Source organism: Aneurinibacillus sp. UBA3580, assembly GCF_002375825.1.
In the GTDB taxonomy this organism is placed as follows: Bacteria; Bacillota; Bacilli; order Aneurinibacillales; family Aneurinibacillaceae; genus Aneurinibacillus; species Aneurinibacillus danicus.
In genome coordinates, this window is the sequence record NZ_DFMZ01000011.1 from 18,072 (window position 1) to 33,014 (window position 14,943).

Here is a 14,943-nt window from a genome sequence, read left to right on the forward strand (position 1 = left end):
AGGCGAAGGCCTTTTTCTTCCTTGGATCTTATTTTCTCTTTCTCTCCTTCTTTCCTCATGATTTTCAAAGAAAAGAGGTGGTCCGGATGACACTGCGCGCACTTGAATTGCAAATCGCCATTCCGCGTATGCAGGATGTAGGAAAAATACAAGAGCATCTGCAGGAAAGGCCGCAGCAGGAACAGGCAGGCCTGGCGCTTGAGCAAGAGCAAAAAGACGAAGTGAACCGAACGCGCATAGCCAAAACAGAAGAAGCGACCAAAAACCATATTAACCAGGGAGACAAAGGGAGTTCGGGCGAACAGGGAATGAGTTCTAGAAAACAGAAAAAGAAAAACTACGCCTTTAGCGAATCGGAAAAACCAAATCTTCATCCGTACAAAGGGCATAGCCTGGACATTACACTTTAATACCTTTTCATAACCCACGGATAGTTGGTGAAAATACATGATAGAAATCTGGCTTTCCGCTCTTACTGTTATTGTCCTTCTGCTATTGCTTCGTTTTTTGAAAGGCAATGGTGAGCGAACGACACAGGGAGCGGCGGCTGAAGAAAAACTTCATACGCTGATAACTGAATTTGAGCAGGAGAACAAAGAACTGGTGCGTTCCATTGCACAGGTTAAACGCATAACGGATATGGAATTGGCCGGCGTGAAGGAAGAGTTAGCTTCTCTTAGACAAAAAGTATCTGAACTGGAAAAACAAAACGAAGAATTAGCACAAAAGGTAACGGCTGCACAGCATGTTGCAGGTGACTTGCTGCACGAAAAAGCCGCTTCGTCCCTTCTCTTTCCGCATTTTCTAAAAGACGACTATAAAGATATCCCCCGGCTGTACTCCGGGGGGATGTCTCCGCACGATATTGCCCGTAAGCTGGGGATAGGTGACGGAGAGGTAGAAATGGTGATCCAAATGTTGAAAAAGCAGGGTTTTTTAGCTGCAAACTAATCTCTCCTGGTAGACGATGAAATTTTCATACCAGCTTGTTGCATTTTTTTAACACCTATGGTATATTTACAAACGGTGTGAAAATACACACGTTCTTCAATCCGGGTGAAGGTGCTTGCACGGTAACGTGTGAGTCTCATTCGGAGATGCGAAGAGCGGAGGCATTACAAAAAACCATTTTAGAGGAGGTGTCGTGGAGATGGCAGTAATTTCTATGAAACAATTACTGGAAGCCGGTGTGCACTTTGGTCACCAGACTCGTCGCTGGAACCCGAAGATGTCCCGCTATATCTTCACCGAACGTAACGGAATTTATATTATTGATCTGCAAAAAACCGTAAAGAAAGTAGAAGAAGCGTACAACTTCGTTCGTGAAATTGCAGCGAATGGCGGTAAAATTCTGTTTGTTGGAACGAAAAAACAGGCGCAGGAGTCTGTAGCTGAAGAAGCGCAGCGCTGCGGCATGTATTACATTAACCAACGCTGGTTGGGTGGTACGCTGACGAACTTCAGCACAATCCAAAAACGTGTGGCTCGCCTGCACCAATTGGAGGAAATGGAGAACGACGGCACTTTCGAACTTCTTCCGAAGAAAGAAGTTATCTTGCTTCGCAAAGAAAAAGAACGCCTGGAGAAGTTCCTTGGCGGTATTAAGGGCATGAAAGAACTTCCGGATGCAATTTTCGTAATCGATCCCCGCAAAGAGCGTATCGCGGTTGCGGAGGCCCGTAAACTTGGCATCCCGCTCGTAGGTATTGTTGACACGAACTGCGATCCGGATGAAATCGATTATGTTATCCCGGGCAACGATGATGCCATCCGCGCCGTAAAATTGTTAACAGCAAAAATGGCGGATGCGGTTCTCGAAGCAAACCAGGGATCTGGTGAAGAGGTTGCAGCTACTGTATAAGTTCCGCGAGCAATGTAAGGGTGGCGAAGGGTGTAACCTTTTTCCGCCCTTTTGTTACAATAAAGCAAAGTTACGTAAACCCTATATTTTAAACTTAACAAATGTGTAGGAGGATTTTCTCATGGCAATTAGTGCAAGCATGGTAAAAGAACTGCGCGAGAGAACAGGCGCAGGCATGATGGATTGTAAAAAAGCGTTGCAAGAAACGGACGGAGACATGGAAAAAGCAATTGACCTTCTCCGTGAGAAGGGAATTGCAAAAGCTGCAAAGAAATCAGACCGGATTGCTGCTGAAGGCCTTACTGCTGTTGCTGTGGAAGGAAACCTGGGCTGCATCGTGGAAGTAAACTCCGAGACCGATTTCGTAGCCAAAAACGAGAATTTCCAAACATTCGTAAAAGAAATTACGGAACACCTGCTGAGCCAGCGTCCGTCAAGCGTAGAAGAAGCGCTGGGGCAAGCGTTCAAAGGGCAGGGTGCAACGCTGCAAGAAGTGCTGAATGAGAAAATCGCAACCATTGGCGAAAATATGAACCTTCGTCGTTTTGAAATTCTGGAAAAACCGGAAGGAAACCTGTTCGGCCATTATCTTCACATGGGCGGTCGCATTGGCGTGCTGATCGAAATGACTAACACTGCGAACGAAGAACTGGCAAAAGACCTTGCCATGCAAATTGCTGCTGCAAAGCCAACGTATGTCAAGCGCGAAGATGTGGATGCAAGCGAGCTTGAAAGAGAGCGCGAAGTTCTGAAAGCACAAGCGTTGAACGAAGGTAAACCAGAAAATATTGTTGAAAAGATGGTGCAAGGCCGTCTGAACAAATACTACGAAGAAGTTTGCTTGGTTGAACAAACTTTCGTAAAAGATTCCGATAAGAAAGTAAAAGACCTTCTGAAAGCGAACAACACGGACGTTGTGCGTTTCGTTCGTTATGAAGTAGGCGAAGGCATTGAAAAGAAAGCCGACAACTTCGTAGAAGAAGTAATGGCGCAAACTAAAAAAAATAACGCCTAAAAGCGAATGAAGTAGGGAACACGCGGTGTTCCCTATTTTATAAACTGCGGAAAAAGCAGGAAATCTTCTTACGAGCAGCGAAGAATTTTAAAGAGGATTGGAGTTGTTTTTCAATGCCACTTCCCGCGTATAAACGTGTTGTATTAAAATTAAGCGGAGAGGCTCTCGCCGGAAATGTTGGATATGGGATCGATTCCGATGTGATTACGTCGATTTCTCACCAGATTAAAGAAATTGTAGAATTGGGCGTACAGGTCGCCATCGTTGTTGGTGGTGGTAATATTTGGCGCGGCCTGGCCGGAAGCGCAAAAGGAATCGACCGTACGACGGCCGACTACATGGGCATGCTGGCTACCGTGATGAATAGCCTGGCACTGCAAGACGGCCTGGAAAGAGTTGGCGTTCCTACGCGCGTGCAAACCTCAATTGAAATGCGGCAAGTTGCCGAACCTTACATAAGAAGAAAAGCTGTCCGCCATTTAGAGAAAAACCGTGTCGTTATTTTTGCAGCCGGCACAGGCAATCCATATTTCTCCACCGATACGACGGCAGCGCTTCGCGCGGCTGAAATCGAAGCCGAAGTGATACTGATGGCGAAGAACAAAGTGGACGGCATCTACTCTGCCGATCCGGCGCTTGATCCGAACGCTGAGAAATACGAAAACCTCACGTATCTAGAAGTGTTGAATAAAGGGTTAGGTGTAATGGACTCTACCGCTTCTAGCCTGTGTATGGATAACCATCTTCCGCTCCTTGTTTTCTCCATTATGGAAGAGGGAAATATTAAACGAGCCATTATGGGCGAAAAAATTGGTACGATCGTGAAAGGAGAATAATAACGATGCCACAGCAAGTACTAAAAGAAGCCGAAGAGAGAATGGATAAAGCCATCGCTTCTTTAAAGCGGGGTCTGGCTACCCTGCGCGTCGGCAGAGCCACACCTTCTCTCCTGGACAAAATTACAGTCGATTACTACGGATCGCCGGTGCCGGTAAACCAGGCGGCGAACATAAGCACACCGGAGCCGCGGTTGCTTGTGATTCAGCCCTGGGAGAAAACAATGCTGGGTCCGATTGAGAAGGCGATTCTTAAATCCGATCTGGGCTTGACGCCGACCAATGACGGGAATGTTATTCGTATTTCGATCCCGGCGCTTACGGAACAGCGCCGTATGGAACTTGTAAAACTGGCGAAAAAAGAAGGCGAAGAAGCAAAAGTTGCTATTCGTAACATTCGTCGTGACGCTAACGATGCCATTAAGAAAATGGAGAAAAACGGCGATATTACGGAAGATGACATGAAGCATAATCAGGATTTGGTACAGAAAGCGACGGACAAGCATGTAGGGCTTGTAGACCAAATCATCGCCGATAAAGAAAAAGAAATCATGGAAGTGTAACAAATAACCCCCTCGTAGGTGAGGGGGTTTATGATATATTTGATAGTACGGGGGAACGTACGTATGCTTGATAAACTAACCAGGTGGATGCAAAAATCGGAAAATGATCCGCTGCTGAATGAATATGAATTGGATCTTGCTAATGTTCCAAGACACATTGCCATTATCATGGATGGAAACGGAAGATGGGCAAAGAGACGAGCGCTACCGCGCGTGGCCGGACACCGTGCCGGCATGAAAACGGTAAAAGAGATTACGAAGGCGGCAGATGAAATCGGTGTAGAAGTATTGACCCTGTATGCTTTTTCGACAGAGAACTGGAAGCGTCCTGCCGAAGAAGTAGAATATTTAATGCGTTTGCCTCAGGAATACCTGGCGACCGAATTAGAAGAGTTAATCGAGCGTAACGTGCAGGTGCGTATGGTGGGCTATGAAGAAGATTTGCCCGATTATACGCTGAAAGCCGTGGTGGAAGCACGGGATAAGACCCGTGAGAATACCGGGTTAATCCTCAATTTTGCGCTGAATTACGGAAGCAGGGCGGAGATGATTAGCGCAGTTAAACAAATGGCGCAAGAAGTCAAAGACGGAACGCTTACCATTGATCAAATTGATGAAGAGACGTTTAGCTCGCATTTGACTACCCGCGGACTGCCTGATCCCGATTTACTAATTCGCACGAGCGGCGAGCTTCGTCTAAGCAATTTTATGCTCTGGCAGCTGGCCTACAGCGAATTCTGGTTCAGTGAGGTGTACTGGCCGGACTTTTCCCGAAAACATTTCTACGAAGCAGTCAAAGCATATCAACAGCGGAACAGACGATACGGGGCGCTAACGTAATGGAAGGCGCGCCAGGTAAGAGGTGGAACGCTTGAAAACACGGGTAATTACAGGGGTATTGGGGGGAGCCGGTTTTCTTCTTGTCGTCTATCAAGGAGGCATCTGGTTTACTGCCCTTGTTTTTTTTCTTGCTACGCTTGCTTATTATGAATTAATCCGAATGAATCATATCCGGTTAATGGATTGGCACGGGCTGACCGGCCTTGTTTTGCTTTGGCTTTTGCTCTTTCCTGACCTGGTGTGGAGCGGAAATACGCTGCGGGGCGATGTCATATTTTTATTTATTCTGCTGCTTTTGTTCATTACCGTAGCTTCGAAGAACCGGGTAGAATATCAGCATATCGCCTATCTTTTTTTTAGCGCGTTTTATCTTGGCATCGGGTTTCACTTTATGAACGAAACCCGAATGGCGAACGGCCTTGCCGTAATGCTCTCCATTTTGTTTGGTACGTGGGCAACCGATACGGGAGCGTATTTTGTTGGGAAATATCGCGGCAGAACAAAATTATGGCCGTCTATCAGCCCAAATAAGACGATTGAAGGATCGCTGGGCGGTATTATCTTGACAATGGTCACAATGCTTATATTTTCGCTGGTCACCGGGACCTTTACGATTCCGCATGCGCTGCTTATCGGGCTTGTTATCTCGGTAAGCGGACAAATTGGAGACTTGATGGAGTCAGCCATCAAACGTACGTTAAACGTAAAAGATTCGGGGGCGATTTTGCCGGGACACGGGGGCATGCTTGACCGATTTGACAGTTTAATCATTGTTTTTCCCGTTCTGCATTTGCTTCAATTGTTATAAAATGAGAAGAAAAGGCATAGGTTGACCGTCCTTTAGGAGGAAGTATGAAAAAAATAGCCATTCTAGGCTCTACCGGATCAATAGGAACACAGGCGCTTGATATTGTGCGGCAGCATCCCGACCGATTTTCGGTCGTGTCGCTCGCAGCCGGAAGAAACATTCAATTGCTGGCCGAACAGGCTCGGGAGTTTCGGCCTCACCTCATTTCGGTACAGACAAAAGAGTTGGCCGAAAAAATAAAACATGAACTGCCCCCGCATACGAAAGTAATGTGGGGAGAAGAAGGGATATTCGCAACAGCGACCCATCCTGACACTGATTTTGTTATCTCGGCCATGGTGGGAAGTGCCGGGCTTGCACCGACGCTTGCGGCCATTGAAGCGGGAAAAACGATTGGCCTGGCTAATAAGGAAACACTCGTCACAGCGGGCCATATCGTAATGCGAAAAGCGAAAGAACATGACGTTTCCGTCATACCGATAGATAGCGAACACTCGGCTATTTACCAGTGCTTACAGGGGGAAGACAGAGCGGCTGTACGCCGAATCATTCTGACTGCTTCAGGCGGCTCGTTCCGTGATTTAACACGGGAGCAGCTGGCAGACGTGACGGTAGAAGCAGCCCTTTCTCATCCGAATTGGAGTATGGGGGCTAAAATTACAATCGATTCGGCTACAATGATGAATAAAGGATTGGAAATCATTGAAGCTCATTGGTTGTTCGATTTGCCGTATGCCAAAATTGACACAATTCTCCATAAGGAAAGCATCATCCACTCTATGGTGGAGTTTACGGACCGTGCGGTGATGGCTCAACTGGGAACACCGGACATGCGTATTCCGATTCAGTATGCATTGAGTTATCCGGAGAGAGTGGAATTGGAAACTGAACCACTTGACCTGGTGAAGATTGCAAAGCTTCACTTTGCGGCGCCCGATTTTGAGCGTTACCCGTGTCTTGCACTTGCGTATGAGGCGGGGCAAAAGGGGGGCACGATGCCTGCGGTGCTGAATGGGGCCAATGAAGTGGCGGTGGCGCGGTTCCTTCGCGGAGACATTCCATTTCTGGCGATTGAAGATACGATCGCATACACGATGGGGAAGCACCGGGTCGTTGTAGATCCAGGGCTTGAAGACATTTTGGAAGCGGACCGGTGGGCGCGTCAAGTTGCAGAAGAGTATTAACCGGCCTGATGAAAGGGCCAAACAATCAGGAAAGGTGGAACCCCGTTGGTAAAGGTTTTAGCCATTGTTCTTGTGTTTGGATTGTTAGTCTTTATCCATGAATTAGGGCATCTTTTGCTGGCCAAACGTGCCGGAATTTTATGCCGCGAATTTGCTATCGGCATGGGGCCGAAGCTGTTCTCTTTCGTCAAAGGGGAAACGCGTTATACGCTTCGTTTGCTGCCGATTGGAGGATTCGTCCGCATGGCAGGAGAGGACCCGGAAGTCATTGAGATACAGCGCGGGCAGGATGTGGGCCTTATCTTTGATGAAGACGGCAAAGTGACGCGTATGATTTTAACGAACATTCGCAACCACCCGGAAGCGACTGTCGTTACGGTAGAAGAGACGGATTTGGAACATAAGCTGTTTATTCGTGGCATCGAAGACGGCGAGGAAGTTCGTTACCCGGTCCACCCGCAGGCAATGATGCTTCACCATAATCAAGAGACGCAGATTGCGCCGTATGATCGTCAGTTTGGCAGCAAGACGGTCGGACAGCGGGCCGCCGCTATCTTTGCGGGACCGCTCGCCAACTTTTTGCTTGCATTTGTGCTGCTGACAGTAATGGGGCTGGCGTACGGTGTGCCATCTGACAAGCCGGTTATCGGGCAGATTATTCCAAACCAGGCAGCGGCCAAAGCCGGTCTGCAGCAGGGAGATAAGGTGTTATCCATTAACGGTAAGCAGATGGACACCTGGAAAGATATTGTACAGGTAGTGAGTACGTCGCCGGGCAAGGAGCTTATGTTTATTATCGAGAGAGGCGGTGAACAATTCTCTCTCCCGGTAGTTCCTGCAAAAGAAGTGCAGAAGCAGGGGGACAAAGAAGTCCAGATCGGCAAAATCGGCGTCTACTCGCCGACATCTAAATCATTCGTCGGAGCTGCTCAGTATGGCGCGGTCACTACGTATGAGTTCTCAAAACTGATATATGAAATGCTGGGTAAACTGTTTACTGGCCAAGTCCCTGTGCAGGAACTGTCGGGACCGGTCGGCATCTTTAACTATACGTATAAAGCTGCGGAAAACGGCCTGGTTGTACTCATTCAGTGGGCGGCGGCGTTGAGCGTGAACCTGGGAATTATGAACCTGCTTCCGCTGCCGGCGCTCGACGGGGGACGTCTGGTCTTTATCGGCCTTGAAGCATTGCGTGGTCGCCCGATTGATCCGCAGAAAGAAGGCATGGTGCATTTCCTTGGCTTTGCGTTCTTGATGGTATTAATTCTGGTCGTAACCTGGAACGACATTCAGCGTTTTTTCTAAAAAATCACATGTAGCACTTTGATATTTTGCGTGGTGCGGGAAAAAGGATAAAGAAGGAGAAGAAAAGGAAGGTGTTGTGTTTTCTTACTTTTCTCTTTCTCTCCTTCTTTTTTCCGTCCATGAAAGTATATAGATATAATAAGCATATACAGGAGGTACAGTGTTGTGAAACAGTCCAAGCTATTTCTGCCTACATTGCGGGAGGTGCCTGCGGAAGCGGAGATTGTAAGTCACCAGCTTATGGTACGGGCTGGCTTAATGCGCCAATTGGTATCCGGCGTTTATACATATTTACCGTTGGGCTACCGTGTTCTGCGCAAAGTACAGCAAATTGTGCGGGAGGAAATGGATCGCGCCGGCGCCCAGGAGATTTCCATGCCGGCCATTCAACCGGCGGAACTATGGCAGGAGACGGGTCGTTGGGATGCATACGGTCCCGAATTAATGCGTCTGAAAGATCGCCACAATCGTGATTTCGTGCTTGGGCCGACACACGAAGAAGTTGTCACCGGTCTCGTGCGTGATAACTTGAACACCTACAAAAAACTACCGATTAATTTATATCAAATTCAAACAAAATACCGTGATGAAGTACGTCCGCGCTTTGGAGTCATTCGTTCACGTGAATTTATCATGAAAGACGCCTATAGCTTTGATACGACCCGTGAAGGTCTGGACAAAAGCTATCAGGACATGTACGACGCTTATACCCGCATTTTTACAAGGGCAGGTCTGACATTCCGTGCGGTCGAAGCGGATGCCGGCGCGATCGGCGGTAAAGGCACGCACGAATTCATGGCGTTGTCTGAGATTGGTGAAGATACGATTGCCTATTGTACATCCTGCGACTATGCGGCGAATCTCGAAAAAGCGGAAGTCGTCTATAAGTCTGCAGAAAAACGCACCGCATCTCAGGCTGAGATGGAAAAAGTGGCAACACTTGATGTAAAAACAATTGAACAATTGATGAACCATTTTGATATGGAAGCCCGCCAGTTTATCAAAGCGCTTGTATTTAAAGCGGATGAGCGCTTTGTCGTGGCGCTTGTGCGTGGGGACCACGAGCTTAATGACGTAAAACTGAAAAATATCGTGGATGCGAATGTGCTGACCATGGCAACGGAAGAAGAGTTGGACAAGCTCGGAATTCCGCTTGGCTTTGTCGGTCCGTTCAATTTGCCAGAAGACATTGAAGTTTATGCTGATTTCGCCATCCAAGATATGAACGGAGCGGTGGCTGGAGCAAATGAGAAAGACTATCATTATAAAAACGTTGTGCCGGGTCGCGATTTTACCGTCAAAACATATACTGACCTGCGCAATATTATCGAAGGAGACGAATGTCCGCGCTGTGGCGGCCATATCGCATTTGCGCGAGGAATTGAAGTGGGACACGTCTTCAAACTCGGTACGCGCTATAGCGAAAAGATGGGTGCCAAGTTCCTCGACGAGAACGGAAAAGAGCAGCCGATGATTATGGGCTGCTACGGCATCGGTATTTCGCGTACGGTGGCTGCCTGTGTCGAGCAGAACAATGACGAGAACGGAATCATCTGGCCGTGGTCGCTGGCGCCATACCAGATACACGTTGTGCCAGTGAATGTGAAGAACGAAGAACAAAAACAACTGGCTGATTCAATCTATGAGCAGCTTCAAAAAGAAGGGTACGAAGTACTGCTTGATGACCGTCCGGAGCGTGCCGGCGTGAAATTCAAAGATGCAGACCTCATTGGCCTGCCCGTTCGCGTTACTGTCGGCGGCAAAGCAGGCGAAGGTCTTGTTGAGTGTAAAGTCCGGAAAACGGGCGAAAGCAAAGACGTACATGTGGACGAGCTTTTGACTTATGTTAAAGAATTGGCCGCTTCTCTGCAATAAAAATAGATGCTAGGCAGGTAATAGAGTAATAGAGTGGGAAATCAGGAGGAAAGAAAGAAGAGAAGAGGATTCAGAGAAGAAAAAGGCGTTCGCCTTTTTTTCATTGAAATCATCCTTTCGTTCTCTTCTTTCTTTTCCTTCTTCTCCGCATTATTTTTTTCGGGAGGAAGGTGCTTGTTTGTATGGAAAACGACGCGGTGAAGCAAGAACGCTTCGGGCTTTTGCTTCAGCAATTGGCCATTCCGCCTGAGTTTGTCGAAAAATATTTTTCCGGCGGTCTTATTGAGAAAGTGGAAGTATACCGCCAGGAGAAACGCTGGCATTTCTTCCTGCAGCTTCCCGAACTGCTTCCGTTGAACATATACCAGGCTTTTTATGCCAAACTGGTACAGGCATTTCAAAACATCGCTGCGGTCGATTGCGACATGCGGTACGTTCGCCCTGTGTCGATGCCGGAATTCATAAAAGAATATTGGCCGTTGATTGTTGAAAGGGTCTCACCGCATATCAATTCGACATCTACGTATTTAAAAAAGGCGACTTATGAAGTTACGGACAATAAAATAAAATTGGGCGTGCTTGATACATTTGCCATTGAGAAAATGAAACAGCGTCAGGTAGACGAGTGGATCGTTCGTGCAATGAAACAGCTATGCGGGGAGTCGCTTCCGGTCACCTATCATGTAGCGCAAAACGAAGAAACCTACCAGCAGTTTGTTGAGCAGCGGGAAGAGGAAGATCGTAGCCGCGCGATGGAAGCGTTGCTGGAGAAGCAGAAAGAAAAGGAAAAAGTCGAAGCTAGCAAAGAAGCGGCAGCAGCGGTGGACGTGCTGCAAATCGGATACGACATCAAAGAACCGTCCATTTCTATTTGCGAGATTCAAGAAGAAATGGGCCGTACCTGCATCGAAGGGCTGGTCTTTGGTGCGGAAATACGCGAACTACGCAGCGGCCGTACGCTGTGCACGTTCAACATTACCGATTATACGGATTCGTTGCAGGTGAAGATATTTGCCCGTGATAAAGACGATGTGCCGAAGCTTTCGGCAATTAAAAACGGCATCTGGCTCCGTGTGCGGGGCCCGATTCAGGAAGACACATTCGCACGTGAACTGGTTATGATGGCGAAAGATTTAATTCAAATCAAACCATCGGCATCCCGGATGGACAATGCGGAAGAAAAGCGGGTTGAGTTCCACTGCCATACGAACATGAGCGCGATGGACGGCATCGCATCAGCTGAGCGCTTGATTAAACAGGCGGCCGAATGGGGACACAAAGCGATTGCCATCACTGACCATGCAGTTGCCCAGGCATTTCCCGAGGCATTTTCAGCTGCGAAAAAACACGGGATCAAAGTTTTGTACGGTATGGAAGCGAACGTCGTGCCTGACTCGGCCGTCATCGTTCATCAACCGCAGGATCGACTGCTGGCTGACGATACGTACGTTATTTTTGACGTGGAGACAACCGGTTTGTCTGTCGTCAATAACACAATTATCGAGCTGGCCGGCGTCAAGATGAAGAACGGTGAAATCATCGGGCGCTATGAATCGTTCATCAACCCACATGAACCGATTCCGCTCAACATTCAACAGTTGACTAATATTACAGACGACATGGTTAAAGACGCGCCGGAGCTTGAACAGGTTATCCGCGAATTTGTCGACTTCGTCGGCGACGCGGTACTTGTAGCGCACAACGCCAAGTTCGATATGGGCTTTCTCCATGCAAGCTGCAAACAGGTCGGACTGCCGCTGATGGAGAACCCGTTCCTCGATACGCTCGAATTGGCCCGTTTTCTCTATCCGGGCATGCGTAACCACCGACTTAATACATTGGCGGGCAAGTTTAACGTTAGCCTGGAAAACCACCACCGGGCCGTTGACGACTCAGAAGCGACCGGCCATGTCTTTTTCTATATGTTAAAAGATGTGCTGGAGCGGGAGATTACCAATCTAAATGAGTTGAACAACCATGTCGGTCTGGATTTGCAGAATTCGCGTCCGTTTCACTGCAATATTTATGCTTTGAATGAGGTCGGCAAGAAAAACTTATACAAAATTATTTCTCTGTCCCATACGGAGTACTTATACAAGACGCCGCGTATTCCGCGGGCGCAGATTCAAAAACACCGGGAAGGCCTGTTGATTAGTTCCGGGTGCGAAAAGGGCGAGCTCTTCGAAACAGTGCTCAATAAAAGTCCAGAAGAAGCGGAAGAGGTGGCCCGTTTCTATGATGTGCTGGAGATTCAGCCGATTGAGATTAATCGCCATCTCATTGAAAAGCAGCTTGTGCCAAACGAAGCCGCACTGATGGAGGCCAACCGCAAGATTGTCGAAATCGGTGAGAAGCTGAATATTCCGGTCATTGCGACAGGCAACGTACATTATGTGCATCCGTACGAGAAGGATTACCGCACAATCCTCATCCATGGCATCACCGGCTTTAGTCCGCTTAAAGACCAATATAAGCCGGATGCCCACTTCCGCACGACGGAGGAGATGCTTGAAGAGTTTAAATACTTGGGCGAGGAAAAAGCGAAAGAAGTCGTCGTAATAAATCCGAATATGCTTGCGGACCGGTTCGAAGAGCTTGAAATTATTCCGAAAGATTTGTATACGCCGAAAATTGAAGGCGCGGACGAAGAAATTCGTTCGATGAGCTACAACAAAGCGAAAGAATTGTATGGAGAACCGCTTCCGGAAATTGTTGAGAAGCGTCTGGAGAAAGAATTAAACAGCATCATTACACACGGTTTTGCGGTTATTTATCTGATTTCACACAAGCTGGTAAAGAAATCAATCGATGACGGTTATCTGGTCGGGAGCCGGGGCTCGGTCGGTTCATCGTTCGTTGCCACGATGACAGAGATTACTGAGGTGAATCCGCTGCCGCCGCATTACCGCTGTCCAAAATGCAAACACAGTGAATGGTTTACGAAAGGGGAATACGGGTCCGGATTCGACCTGCCTCCGAAAGACTGTCCGACCTGCAACATTCCGATGACGGGCGATGGGCATGATATCCCCTTCGAAACATTCCTTGGCTTCAAAGGGGACAAGGTTCCCGACATCGATCTGAACTTCTCCGGGGAGTACCAGCCGCACGCACATAACTATACGAAAGTGCTGTTCGGAGAAGATTATGTTTACCGTGCCGGTACCATCGGTACGGTGGCAGAGAAAACGGCTTATGGTTTCGTTCGCAAGTACGCCGAAGAAAAAGGAAAAGTTTGGCGCAGTGCGGAAATGAGCCGCCTCGCCGCCGGATGTTCAGGCGTTAAGCGAACGACGGGGCAGCATCCGGGTGGCATTATCGTTGTGCCTGATTATATGGAAATTTATGATTTCTGCCCCATTCAGTATCCCGCGGACGATAAGGAAGCGGAATGGCGCACGACTCATTATGATTTCCATTCCATTCATGACAATTTGCTGAAGCTTGATATCCTGGGGCACGACGATCCGACGGTCATTCGGATGCTGCAGGATTTGACCGGGATCGATCCGAAGAAGATCCCGGTTGGCGACCCGGAAGTCATGAAGATTTTTAGCGGTACAGAGGTGCTGGGTGTAACGCCGGAACAGATTGACAGTAATGTTGGAACGCTTGGCGTACCGGAGTTTGGTACAAAATTCGTTCGTCAGATGCTTGAGGATACCCGTCCGTCCACTTTTGCCGAGCTGGTTCAGATTTCCGGGCTTTCACACGGTACGGACGTGTGGTTGAACAATGCGCAGGAACTCGTGCGCAACGGCACATGCGAGTTAAAAGACGTAATTGGTTGCCGCGATGACATCATGGTCTATCTGATGCACAAAGGGCTTGAACCGTCTTTTGCATTTAAGATTATGGAGTCGGTGCGGAAAGGAAAAGGCCTCACGCCCGAAATGGAAGAGGAAATGAAGAAAAACAACGTACCGGATTGGTATATCTGGTCGTGTAAGCAAATTAAGTATATGTTCCCGAAGGCGCACGCTACAGCCTACGTATTGATGGCCGTACGGATTGCGTACTTTAAGGTGTATTATCCGATCCATTTCTATGCTACCTACTTTACGGTGCGGGCGGACGACTTCGATGTGGAGCTTGCGGTACAGGGAGCGAGCGCGATTCGCGCCCGGATTAAAGAAATTGTAGAGAAAGGCAACGACGCGCAGCCGAAAGAAAAAGCGCTGCTTACGGTGCTTGAGATGTGTCTTGAAATGTGCGAACGGGGCTTCCGATTCCAAAATGTCGATCTTTACCGCTCTGATGCTACACAGTTCGTTATCGACGGGAACAGCCTTATTCCTCCGTTCAATGCAATGGCAGGGGTCGGTACGAGCGCCGCGCTCAACATTGTCAAAGCGCGTGAGGCAGGGGAATTCCTGTCCGTCGAAGACCTGCAGCAGCGTGCGCGCTGTTCCCGTTCCGTAATCGAGCTTCTCCAGCAGCAGGGGTGTCTGAGCAGCCTGCCCGAGACGAACCAGCTATCGCTGTTTTAGAGTCAGGAGAGATAAAGGATAGCAAGGAAGATTCTTACATCCGATTTACCGGGTTCATTCCAGTCTTGGCCGTTGTTGCCTCGGTTTCGTGATTATGCTATAATACTTTTTGGTAATACTAAGTATACGTAATGCTATGACGCAAAGAGTGGGGAAACCCACTCTT

General features: G+C 48.2%; 12 protein-coding genes. All 12 read left to right on the forward strand.

Annotated features, from left to right (window positions below):
- Positions 1–86 precede the first annotated feature (86 nt).
- A complete protein-coding gene (locus B2899_RS02210; protein WP_286883712.1) occupies positions 87–410 on the forward strand; it encodes a hypothetical protein in 324 nt (107 codons plus the stop codon).
- A 37-nt stretch (positions 411–447) separates the two neighbouring features.
- Positions 448–951: a DUF6115 domain-containing protein gene (locus B2899_RS02215; protein WP_286883714.1), complete on the forward strand. Its 504-nt coding sequence runs from the start codon at positions 448–450 to the stop codon at positions 949–951.
- 199 nt (positions 952–1,150) lie between these two features.
- Complete coding sequence (gene rpsB / locus B2899_RS02220) at positions 1,151–1,861, forward strand: 30S ribosomal protein S2 (RefSeq protein ID WP_146808949.1); 711 nt, start codon at positions 1,151–1,153, stop codon at positions 1,859–1,861.
- Between the two features lie 121 nt (positions 1,862–1,982).
- Positions 1,983–2,876 carry a translation elongation factor Ts gene (gene tsf, locus B2899_RS02225; RefSeq protein WP_146808950.1) on the forward strand — a complete coding sequence of 298 codons (894 nt, stop codon included), beginning with the start codon at positions 1,983–1,985 and terminating at the stop codon, positions 2,874–2,876.
- A 113-nt stretch (positions 2,877–2,989) separates the two neighbouring features.
- The gene (gene pyrH / locus B2899_RS02230) at positions 2,990–3,712 is read left to right on the forward strand and encodes a UMP kinase (protein WP_146808951.1); all 723 of its coding nucleotides are present in this window, start codon (positions 2,990–2,992) and stop codon (positions 3,710–3,712) included.
- A 5-nt stretch (positions 3,713–3,717) separates the two neighbouring features.
- Positions 3,718–4,275 (forward strand): ribosome recycling factor, encoded by a 558-nt coding sequence (gene frr, locus B2899_RS02235; RefSeq protein WP_146808952.1) that lies wholly within the window; start codon positions 3,718–3,720, stop codon positions 4,273–4,275.
- A 63-nt stretch (positions 4,276–4,338) separates the two neighbouring features.
- On the forward strand, positions 4,339–5,115 hold the full coding sequence (locus B2899_RS02240) for an isoprenyl transferase (RefSeq protein WP_146808990.1): 777 nt from the start codon (positions 4,339–4,341) through the stop codon (positions 5,113–5,115).
- A gap of 22 nt (positions 5,116–5,137) precedes the next feature.
- Positions 5,138–5,923, forward strand: a complete 786-nt coding sequence (locus B2899_RS02245) for a phosphatidate cytidylyltransferase (RefSeq protein WP_246147232.1) — start codon at positions 5,138–5,140, stop codon at positions 5,921–5,923.
- A gap of 44 nt (positions 5,924–5,967) precedes the next feature.
- On the forward strand, positions 5,968–7,107 hold the full coding sequence (locus B2899_RS02250; RefSeq protein WP_146808954.1) for a 1-deoxy-D-xylulose-5-phosphate reductoisomerase: 1,140 nt from the start codon (positions 5,968–5,970) through the stop codon (positions 7,105–7,107).
- Between the two features lie 45 nt (positions 7,108–7,152).
- On the forward strand, positions 7,153–8,412 hold the full coding sequence (gene rseP, locus B2899_RS02255) for an RIP metalloprotease RseP (protein ID WP_146808955.1): 1,260 nt from the start codon (positions 7,153–7,155) through the stop codon (positions 8,410–8,412).
- 165 nt (positions 8,413–8,577) lie between these two features.
- Complete coding sequence (locus tag B2899_RS02260) at positions 8,578–10,287, forward strand: proline--tRNA ligase (RefSeq protein ID WP_286883721.1); 1,710 nt, start codon at positions 8,578–8,580, stop codon at positions 10,285–10,287.
- Between the two features lie 182 nt (positions 10,288–10,469).
- Entirely contained in the window at positions 10,470–14,777 is a 4,308-nt protein-coding gene (locus tag B2899_RS02265; protein ID WP_146808957.1) for a PolC-type DNA polymerase III, read from the forward strand.
- Positions 14,778–14,943 lie beyond the last annotated feature (166 nt).

Excerpts from the sequence above, each read along its gene's own strand:
- B2899_RS02210 (WP_286883712.1), top strand. The coding sequence starts at position 87 with ATGACACTGCGCGCACTTGAATTGCAAATCGCCATTCCGCGTATGCAG.
- B2899_RS02215 (WP_286883714.1), top strand. The coding sequence starts at position 448 with ATGATAGAAATCTGGCTTTCCGCTCTTACTGTTATTGTCCTTCTGCTA.
- rpsB (WP_146808949.1), top strand. The coding sequence starts at position 1,151 with ATGGCAGTAATTTCTATGAAACAATTACTGGAAGCCGGTGTGCACTTT.
- tsf (WP_146808950.1), top strand. The coding sequence starts at position 1,983 with ATGGCAATTAGTGCAAGCATGGTAAAAGAACTGCGCGAGAGAACAGGC.
- pyrH (WP_146808951.1), top strand. The coding sequence starts at position 2,990 with ATGCCACTTCCCGCGTATAAACGTGTTGTATTAAAATTAAGCGGAGAG.
- frr (WP_146808952.1), top strand. The coding sequence starts at position 3,718 with ATGCCACAGCAAGTACTAAAAGAAGCCGAAGAGAGAATGGATAAAGCC.
- B2899_RS02240 (WP_146808990.1), top strand. The coding sequence starts at position 4,339 with ATGCTTGATAAACTAACCAGGTGGATGCAAAAATCGGAAAATGATCCG.
- B2899_RS02250 (WP_146808954.1), top strand. The coding sequence starts at position 5,968 with ATGAAAAAAATAGCCATTCTAGGCTCTACCGGATCAATAGGAACACAG.
- B2899_RS02265 (WP_146808957.1), top strand. The coding sequence starts at position 10,470 with ATGGAAAACGACGCGGTGAAGCAAGAACGCTTCGGGCTTTTGCTTCAG.